This is a genomic window from Citrobacter sp. wls718, from assembly GCF_005280945.1.
GTDB lineage: Bacteria > Pseudomonadota > Gammaproteobacteria > Enterobacterales > Enterobacteriaceae > Citrobacter > Citrobacter gillenii.
Map to the genome: position 1 here is coordinate 50,697 of NZ_SZWV01000069.1, position 7,947 is coordinate 58,643.

Below are 7,947 nucleotides of genomic sequence, written 5' to 3' on the forward strand. Positions count from 1 at the left end.
GGGATTTTTTATTTTGCCGGATGGCGGCTAACGCCTTATCCGGCCTACAAGGGATGCTGAACCTGTAGGCCCGATAAGCAGCGCGCCATCGGGCATTTCACGGTTAGGGTTATGATGGCATCGCGATAGCCTGCTTCTCTTCGAGCAGTTTCTCTACCACGCCAGGATCGGCGAGGGTCGAGGTATCGCCCAGATTGCTGGTATCGCCCGCCGCAATTTTGCGCAGAATACGGCGCATAATTTTGCCGGAGCGGGTTTTTGGCAGTGAGTCGGTCCAGTGCAGCACGTCTGGCGTTGCCAGCGGGCCAATTTCTTTACGCACCCAGTTGCGTACTTCAGCGTACAGCTCAGGCGTCGGTTCTTCGCCGTGGTTCAGCGTGACGTAGGCGTAGATGGCCTGGCCTTTAATATTATGCGGAATACCCACTACCGCGGCTTCGGCAATCTTCGGATGCGACACCAGCGCCGACTCGATTTCTGCCGTCCCCAGACGGTGGCCGGAAACGTTCAGCACGTCGTCCACGCGTCCTGTTATCCAGTAGTAGCCGTCTTCGTCACGACGCGCGCCGTCGCCGCTGAAGTACATATTCTTGAAGGTGGAGAAGTAGGTCTGCTCAAAACGATCGTGATCGCCAAACAGGGTTCTCGCCTGACCTGGCCAGGAATCGGTGATCACCAGGTTGCCTTCGGTCGCGCCTTCCAGCGGGTTGCCTTCGTTATCGACAATCGCCGGCTGCACGCCGAAGAACGGACGTGTTGCCGAACCGGCTTTCAGTTCGGTAGCGCCCGGCAGCGGGGTGATCATGAAACCGCCGGTTTCGGTCTGCCACCAGGTATCGACGACCGGGCATTTTTCGTTGCCAATCTTCTTCCAGTACCATTCCCAGGCTTCCGGGTTAATCGGCTCGCCGACAGAGCCCAGAATACGCAGTGACGAACGATCGGTGCCTTCAATCGCTTTATCGCCTTCTGCCATCAGGGCACGGATCGCGGTGGGTGCGGTATAGAGAATATTGACCTGATGCTTATCCACGACCTGCGACATACGCGCAGGCGTTGGCCAGTTGGGTACGCCTTCGAACATCAGCGTGGTAGCGCCGCAGGCCAGCGGGCCGTACAGCAAATAGCTGTGCCCGGTTACCCAGCCGACGTCAGCGGTACACCAGTAGATATCGCCCTGATGATAATCAAACACGTATTTGAAGGTGGTCGCCGCATAAACCAGATACCCGCCGGTGGTGTGCAGCACGCCTTTTGGCTTACCGGTTGAACCGGAGGTATACAGAATAAACAGCGGATCTTCCGCGTTCATCTCTTCCGGTTGATGCTCAGGGCTCGCTTTCTCAATAAGGTCGGACCACCACAGGTCGCGGCCTTCCTGCCAGTCTGTTTTTCCGCCGGTACGTTTGAGGACCACCACGTGCTCAACGGTCTTCACGTTCGGGTTTTTCAGCGCATCATCCACGTTCTTTTTCAGCGGGATGCCGCGTCCAGCACGCACACCTTCATCGGCGGTGATCACCAGGCGCGAGTTTGAGTCGATGATACGTCCGGCAACGGCTTCCGGCGAGAACCCGCCAAAGATCACCGAATGCACCGCACCAATACGGGCGCAGGCCAGCATCGCCACCGCAGCTTCCGGGACCATTGGCATATAGATCGCCACCACATCGCCTTTTTTAATGCCTAAATCCAGCAATGTATTGGCAAAACGGCAAACGTCGCGATGCAGTTCGCGATAGGTAATATGTTTACTTTGGGTTGCGTCATCGCCTTCCCAGATGATGGCGGTGCGATCGCCGTTTTCCTGTAGATGACGGTCAAGGCAGTTCGCTGCCAGATTCAGCGTGCCGTCTTCGTACCATTTAATGGACACATTGCCGGGTGCAAAAGAGGTGTTCTTTACCAGGCTATAAGGTTGCATCCAATCGAGAATTTTTCCCTGCTCGCCCCAAAATGTGTCGGGGTCGGTAATAGATTGTTGGTATTTCGCGTCGTACTGCTCCGGGTTTATCAGGCAACGATCCGCAATATTTGCGGGAATAGCGTGTTTATGTATTTGGCTCATGGCTTTTGTTCTCCTTGTAGGATGTTAATAATATATCTCATAAACGTTAAATGTAGGGGCATTTGGAGTTTTGTTTGGGATTTGAGCGGCAGATCACGCAATAAGCGAATTGTGCAAATTAGCGGCAAACTGATTTTTGAAGAGAACTAGCAAAAATTGATTAAATCTCGCGATAACATGCAGTTATATGAAGAAGTTTGAAAAAGGTGATCGGTGTTGGGAATAGACCAAAGAGTGAGAGGTTGGAGGGGTTTACTAACTCTAAAGTGGTATTTTACATGCACTTACAATTGATTAAAAACAACATTCTAAGTGTGGTTTTTTGATAAAAAGAGGGTGGAGCAATGTCATGACAGTATACGTGTGGTTGCTGTTATGGAAAACAATAAAAGAATCGCCATTGCAGACAATGGCGTCATCTGGATGAGACCCCCCTATGGCAAGGACAAAATCACCCGTACTCCGTTTCTTCAGCCTGATATTACCGTTTTTATTTATCTCTGCCGTTCACGCTGAACAAACCCCAGTACCCGCAAAAACCGTCACCGTTGAAGCGAAGAATGAAACCTTCGCCCCTCAGCATCCCGATCAATACCTCTCATGGAAAGCCACGTCGGAGCAGTCCGCACGTGAAGATGCGCTGGCAGAGGATCCTCGACTGGTGATTCTGTGGGCGGGATATCCTTTCTCGCGTGATTACAACAAACCGCGTGGGCATGCTTACGCGGTGACCGATGTCCGTGAAACATTACGTACCGGCGCGCCAAAAACTGCAGAAGATGGTCCGCTGCCGATGGCCTGCTGGAGCTGTAAAAGCCCTGACGTGGCGCGCCTGATCCAGAAAGACGGCGAAGACGGTTATTTCCACGGTAAATGGGCGCGCGGCGGCCCGGAAATTGTTAACAATTTAGGCTGTGCGGATTGCCATAACACCGCCTCGGCAGATTTCGCCAAAGGGAAGCCCGAGCTGACGTTGTCCCGCCCTTATGCAGAACGCGCGATGGAAAGCATCGGCAAACCGTTTGATAAAGCCGGTCGCTTTGACCAGCAGTCCATGGTCTGCGGCCAGTGTCACGTGGAGTACTACTTCGACGGTAAAAACAAAGCCGTTAAGTTCCCGTGGGACGAGGGGATGAAAGTTGAGAACATGGAGAAATACTACGACGCCATTGCGTTCTCCGACTGGACCAACTCCCTGTCTAAAACGCCGATGCTGAAAGCGCAGCACCCGGAATATGAAACCTGGACTGCGGGCATTCACGGCAAGAACAATGTGACCTGCATCGACTGTCATATGCCCAAAGTGCAAAACGCTGAAGGCAAGATCTACACCGACCATAAAATTGGTAACCCGTTCGATAACTTCCCTCAGACCTGCGCCAACTGCCACACCCAGGACAAAGCGTCCCTGCAAAAAGTGGTTGCCGAGCGTAAACAAGCGATTCATGACCTGAAAATCAAGGTTGAAGATCAGCTGGTTCATGCCCACTTCGAAGCGAAAGCTGCATGGGATGCGGGCGCAACGGAAGCTGAAATGAAGCCGATTCTGGAAGATATTCGCCATGCGCAATGGCGCTGGGATCTGTCTATCGCCTCGCACGGGATTCACATGCACGCGCCGGAAGAAGGTCTGCGTATGTTGGGTAGCGCGATGGATAAAGCGGCCGATGCCCGTACCAAACTGGTCCGTCTGCTGGCGACCAAAGGCATCACCCATGAAATTCCGCTGCCGGATATCTCGACGAAAGAGAAAGCCCAGAAGGCGATCGGTTTGAACATGCAGCAAATCAATGCTGAGAAGCAGGACTTCATCAAAACGGTGATTCCGCAGTGGGAAGACCAGGCGCGTAAAAACGGTCTGTTAAGCCAATAACCCCTTTCCGCCTCGCAAGGGGCGGATAACTCAACGGAGTGAATATGAGCGTATTACGTTCGTTATTAACTGCTGGGGTGCTGGCGTCAGGCCTGTTCTGGAGCCTGTGCGGGAATGCCGCGACCCCCACGCCACAGGACTCAGATCAACGCTTTACGGTCACCCAACAGCGTAATCCGGATGCCGCCTGTCTGGATTGTCACAAGCCGGACACCGAAGGCATGCATGGTAAACATGCCGAAGTCATCAACCCAAATAATAAACTGCCGGTTACCTGCACCAACTGTCACGGCCAGCCGTCACCCAATCACCGCGAAGGGGTGAAGGATGTGATGCGCTTTAATGAGTCGATGTACAACGTGGAGCAGCAGAACAGCGTCTGTATGTCCTGTCACCTGCCTGAGCAGTTGCAAAAAGCGTTCTGGCCGCACGATGTCCACGTGACGAAAGTAGCGTGTGCCAGCTGTCACTCACTGCATCCGAAGCAAGACACGATGCAGACGCTAAGCGATAAAGGACGGATTAAGATTTGCGTCGATTGCCACAGCGATCAGCGTAACAATCCAAACTTTAATCCGGCGTCGATTCCCTTGCTTAAGGAGCATCCATGAGTTGCTCTCGTCGCCAGTTTATCACCGGCGTCGGCGCGCTGGTGGCTGTTAGCGGGACGGCGGGACGCGTCGTGGCGAAGACGTTAAACATTAACGGCGTGCGTTACGGCATGATACATGATGAGTCATTATGCATCGGCTGTACCGCCTGCATGGATGCCTGTCGGGAAGTGAACAGCGTGCCGGAAGGCGTATCGCGTCTGACGATTATTCGCAGCGAGCCGCTGGGGACGTTTCCTGATGTGAAGTACCGCTTCTTCCGCCATTCGTGCCAGCACTGCGATCACGCCCCCTGTGTTGACGTCTGCCCGACGGGGGCATCGTATCGCGATGCTGCCACCGGCATTGTGGATGTGAACCCGGATCTGTGCGTCGGTTGCCAGTATTGCATCGCCGCCTGCCCGTATCGCGTGCGCTTTATTCATCCGGTCAACAAGACGGCAGATAAGTGCGACTTCTGCCGTAAAACCAACCTGAAAGCGGGCAAGCAGCCTGCTTGCGTTGAGTCATGTCCGACGAAAGCGCTGACGTTTGGTAATCTGGACGATCCCAACAGCGAGGTCTCTCGTCTGTTACACCAGAAAAATACCTACCGTTACAAGCTGGCGTTAGGCACCAAACCGAAGGTCTACCGCGTTCCCTTTAAATACGGGGAGGTGAGCCAATGACACCCGCTTCTGCATTCCATTTTGAATCACTGGTGTGGGACTGGCCCATCGCCATCTATCTGTTCCTGATCGGTATTTCCGCCGGACTGGTGACGCTGTCGGTATTGCTTCGACGGCTGCATCCGGAAGCGGGCGGTTCAGACAGTACGTTACTGCGTACCACGCTGGTACTCGGGCCGGGAGCGATTATTCTCGGCCTGCTGATCCTGGTCTTGCACCTGACGCGTCCATGGACCTTCTGGAAACTGATGTTCCACTACAGCTTCACCTCGGTGATGTCGATGGGGGTCATGCTATTCCAGTTGTATATGGTAGTGCTGGTGCTGTGGCTGGCAAAAATCTTTGATAAAGAGGTTATTGCCCTGCAACAGCGCTTCGTGCCTCGTCTGACGATCGTGCCAAAACTGCTGGCGCTGATCGCGCCGTTCCATCGTCTGCTGGAAACAGTGATGCTGGTGCTGGCGGTGCTGCTCGGGGCCTACACCGGGTTCTTGCTGTCGGCGCTGAAATCCTATCCGTTCCTGAATAACCCGATCTTGCCAGTGCTGTTCCTGTTTTCCGGGATCTCGTCCGGTGCGGCGGTGGCGCTGATCGCCATGGCATTGCGCCATCGCGGTAACCCGCACACCACCGAGGCGCATTTTGTACACCGCATGGAAACCCCGGTAGTGTGGCTGGAAATCTTCCTGCTGGCGGCGTTCTTTATCGGGCTGGCGCTGGGCGATGACGGCAAAATGCGCGCGCTGGTTGCGGCGTTGGGCGGTGGTTTCTGGACCTGGTGGTTCTGGCTGGGCGTGGCCGGGTTGGGGCTGATCCTGCCGATGCTGCTGAAACCGTGGGCGAATCGCAGCCCGACGTTTCACGGTGTGCTGGCAGTGTGTGGTGCCAGCCTGACCGGCGTGCTGCTGCTGCGCTTTTTCATTCTGTATGCAGGGCAACTGACGGTTGCGTAGGGCAAGGTGATTTCTGGACGTACTCCTTCCTGAAGCCGGTTTTCTGGCATTGTTGTTAAGTCTCGGGGTCAACGTGTTGACCCCGCTTGCCGTGCTGACGGGCGTACGTCAGCGCTGGCAGGGCGTTATGCGTCTGGCCTGCGTGGGCGTGTGGACGCAGTTTGCGCTGCTGTTGCTGGCCTTTGCCATTCTGGTGTTCTGTTTCCTGACCAGTGATTTCTCCGTTGTTTACGTAGCTCAGCACAGCTATAGCCTGCTGCCGTGGGGATTAAAGCTGGCGGCGGTGTGGGGTGGTCATGAAGGATCGCTGTTACTGTGGGTGCTGTTTCTTTCAGCCTGGAGCGCACTGTTCGCCTGGCGCTCCAGGCGTGAGCCGGACGCGCTATTTCCGTTAACCCTCTGCGTCCTGTCAATGATGACCGCGTCATTGCTGCTGTTCGTGGTGGTGTGGTCCGATCCGTTCGTACGCATCTTCCCGCCGGCAATTGAAGGGCGCGACCTGAACCCGATGCTGCAACACCTGGGGCTGATTCTGCACCCACCACTGCTGTATCTGGGCTACGGTGGGCTGATGGTGGCGGCCGGCGTGGCGCTGGCTTCGCTGCTGCGCGGCGGCTTTAACGCACGGACTGCCTGGGTGTGCTGGCGCTGGGCGCTGCCCGGCTGGTGCGCCCTGACGCTTGGGATCATCCTTGGTTCCTGGTGGGCTTATTGTGAACTGGGCTGGGGCGGCTGGTGGTTCTGGGACCCGGTAGAAAACGCTTCCTTATTACCCTGGCTTTCCGCCAGTGCGTTACTGCATAGCCTGTATGTCTCACGGCAGCGTGGAGGTTTCCCGCACTGGTCGCTGCTGCTGGCGATTGTCACGCTGATTTTATCGCTGTTGGGCACGCTGATTGTGCGTTCCGGCATACTGGTTTCTGTTCATGCCTTTGCGCTGGACAACGTCCGCGCTGCGCCGCTGTTTGCGCTGTTTACCGTGTTAAGCCTGGCATCGCTCGGTCTGTATGCCTGGCGGGCGCGGGACGTCGGTCACACGGTACGTTTTGGCGGCTGGTCGCGTGAGATGATGATTCTGGTCGCGCTGCTGCTGTTTTGCGCGGTGCTGCTTATCGTGCTAATTGGCACGCTGTATCCGATGATTTACGGCCTGTTTGGTTGGGGACGACTCTCCGTTGGCGCGCCTTACTTCAACCGTGCAACGCTGCCGTTTGGCCTGCTGATGCTAGTGGTCATCGTGATAGCGACGATCAGAAGCCGGAAGGTGCCGCTGCGAAGCCAGCTTCCGGCGCTGCTGGCACATGCTGGCGTGCTGGTTTTTGCTGCAGGGATCGTGTTCTCCAGCGGGAGCCGCCAGGAAGTGAGCCTGAATCTGAGTCCTGGGCAGCAGGTTGAACTGGCAGGCTATGTTTTCCGCTTTGAGCACCTCTCTCTGGAAGCAAAAGGAAACTACACCAGTGAAAAGGCGCTGATTACGCTCTGGCAGGATGAGAAACGCATCGGCAGCCTGCAGCCCGAAAGACGCTTCTATTCCGCGCGTCGCCAGCAAATGATGGAGCCGGGTATCCGTTGGAACCTGCTGCACGACTGGTACGCGGTGATCGGCGAAAAAACCGGACCGGAGCGCTATGCCATGCGCTTGTACGTGCAAAGTGGTGTGCGTTGGATTTGGGGCGGAGGGCTGCTGATGGTATTCGGCGCGCTGCTCAGCGGCTGGCGGGGGAGAAAGCGCGATGCGTAAATTAATCACAGCGTTGCCGGATGGCGGCGTAAA

General features: G+C 55.7%; 5 protein-coding genes and 1 pseudogene. 5 read left to right on the forward strand and 1 reads right to left on the reverse strand.

Annotated features, from left to right (window positions below):
* Positions 1-109: 109 nt before the first annotated feature.
* Positions 110-2,068: an acetate--CoA ligase gene (gene acs, locus FDW95_RS14150; RefSeq protein WP_115259691.1), complete on the reverse strand. Its 1,959-nt coding sequence runs from the start codon at positions 2,066-2,068 to the stop codon at positions 110-112.
* Between the two features lie 436 nt (positions 2,069-2,504).
* On the opposite strand from acs, the gene nrfA reads away from it, so the two are divergent.
* The 5 genes and pseudogenes from nrfA to FDW95_RS14180 form a co-directional block, all read left to right on the forward strand.
* On the forward strand, positions 2,505-3,941 hold the full coding sequence (gene nrfA, locus FDW95_RS14160) for an ammonia-forming nitrite reductase cytochrome c552 subunit (protein ID WP_096758690.1): 1,437 nt from the start codon (positions 2,505-2,507) through the stop codon (positions 3,939-3,941).
* A gap of 44 nt (positions 3,942-3,985) precedes the next feature.
* Complete coding sequence (nrfB, locus tag FDW95_RS14165) at positions 3,986-4,552, forward strand: cytochrome c nitrite reductase pentaheme subunit (RefSeq protein WP_115259689.1); 567 nt, start codon at positions 3,986-3,988, stop codon at positions 4,550-4,552.
* Positions 4,549-5,220 carry a cytochrome c nitrite reductase Fe-S protein gene (gene nrfC, locus FDW95_RS14170; protein ID WP_115259688.1) on the forward strand — a complete coding sequence of 224 codons (672 nt, stop codon included), beginning with the start codon at positions 4,549-4,551 and terminating at the stop codon, positions 5,218-5,220. Before nrfB ends, nrfC begins: the two co-directional genes overlap by 4 nt.
* Positions 5,217-6,173 carry a cytochrome c nitrite reductase subunit NrfD gene (gene nrfD, locus FDW95_RS14175; RefSeq protein WP_096758687.1) on the forward strand — a complete coding sequence of 319 codons (957 nt, stop codon included), beginning with the start codon at positions 5,217-5,219 and terminating at the stop codon, positions 6,171-6,173. The genes nrfC and nrfD overlap by 4 nt, the downstream gene beginning before the upstream one ends.
* A 13-nt stretch (positions 6,174-6,186) precedes the next feature.
* A pseudogene (locus tag FDW95_RS14180) lies at positions 6,187-7,947 on the forward strand (heme lyase CcmF/NrfE family subunit); the annotation flags it as partial.

Excerpts from the sequence above, each read along its gene's own strand:
- nrfC (WP_115259688.1), top strand. The coding sequence starts at position 4,549 with ATGAGTTGCTCTCGTCGCCAGTTTATCACCGGCGTCGGCGCGCTGGTG.
- acs (WP_115259691.1), bottom strand. The coding sequence starts at position 2,068 with ATGAGCCAAATACATAAACACGCTATTCCCGCAAATATTGCGGATCGT.
- nrfD (WP_096758687.1), top strand. The coding sequence starts at position 5,217 with ATGACACCCGCTTCTGCATTCCATTTTGAATCACTGGTGTGGGACTGG.
- nrfB (WP_115259689.1), top strand. The coding sequence starts at position 3,986 with ATGAGCGTATTACGTTCGTTATTAACTGCTGGGGTGCTGGCGTCAGGC.
- nrfA (WP_096758690.1), top strand. The coding sequence starts at position 2,505 with ATGGCAAGGACAAAATCACCCGTACTCCGTTTCTTCAGCCTGATATTA.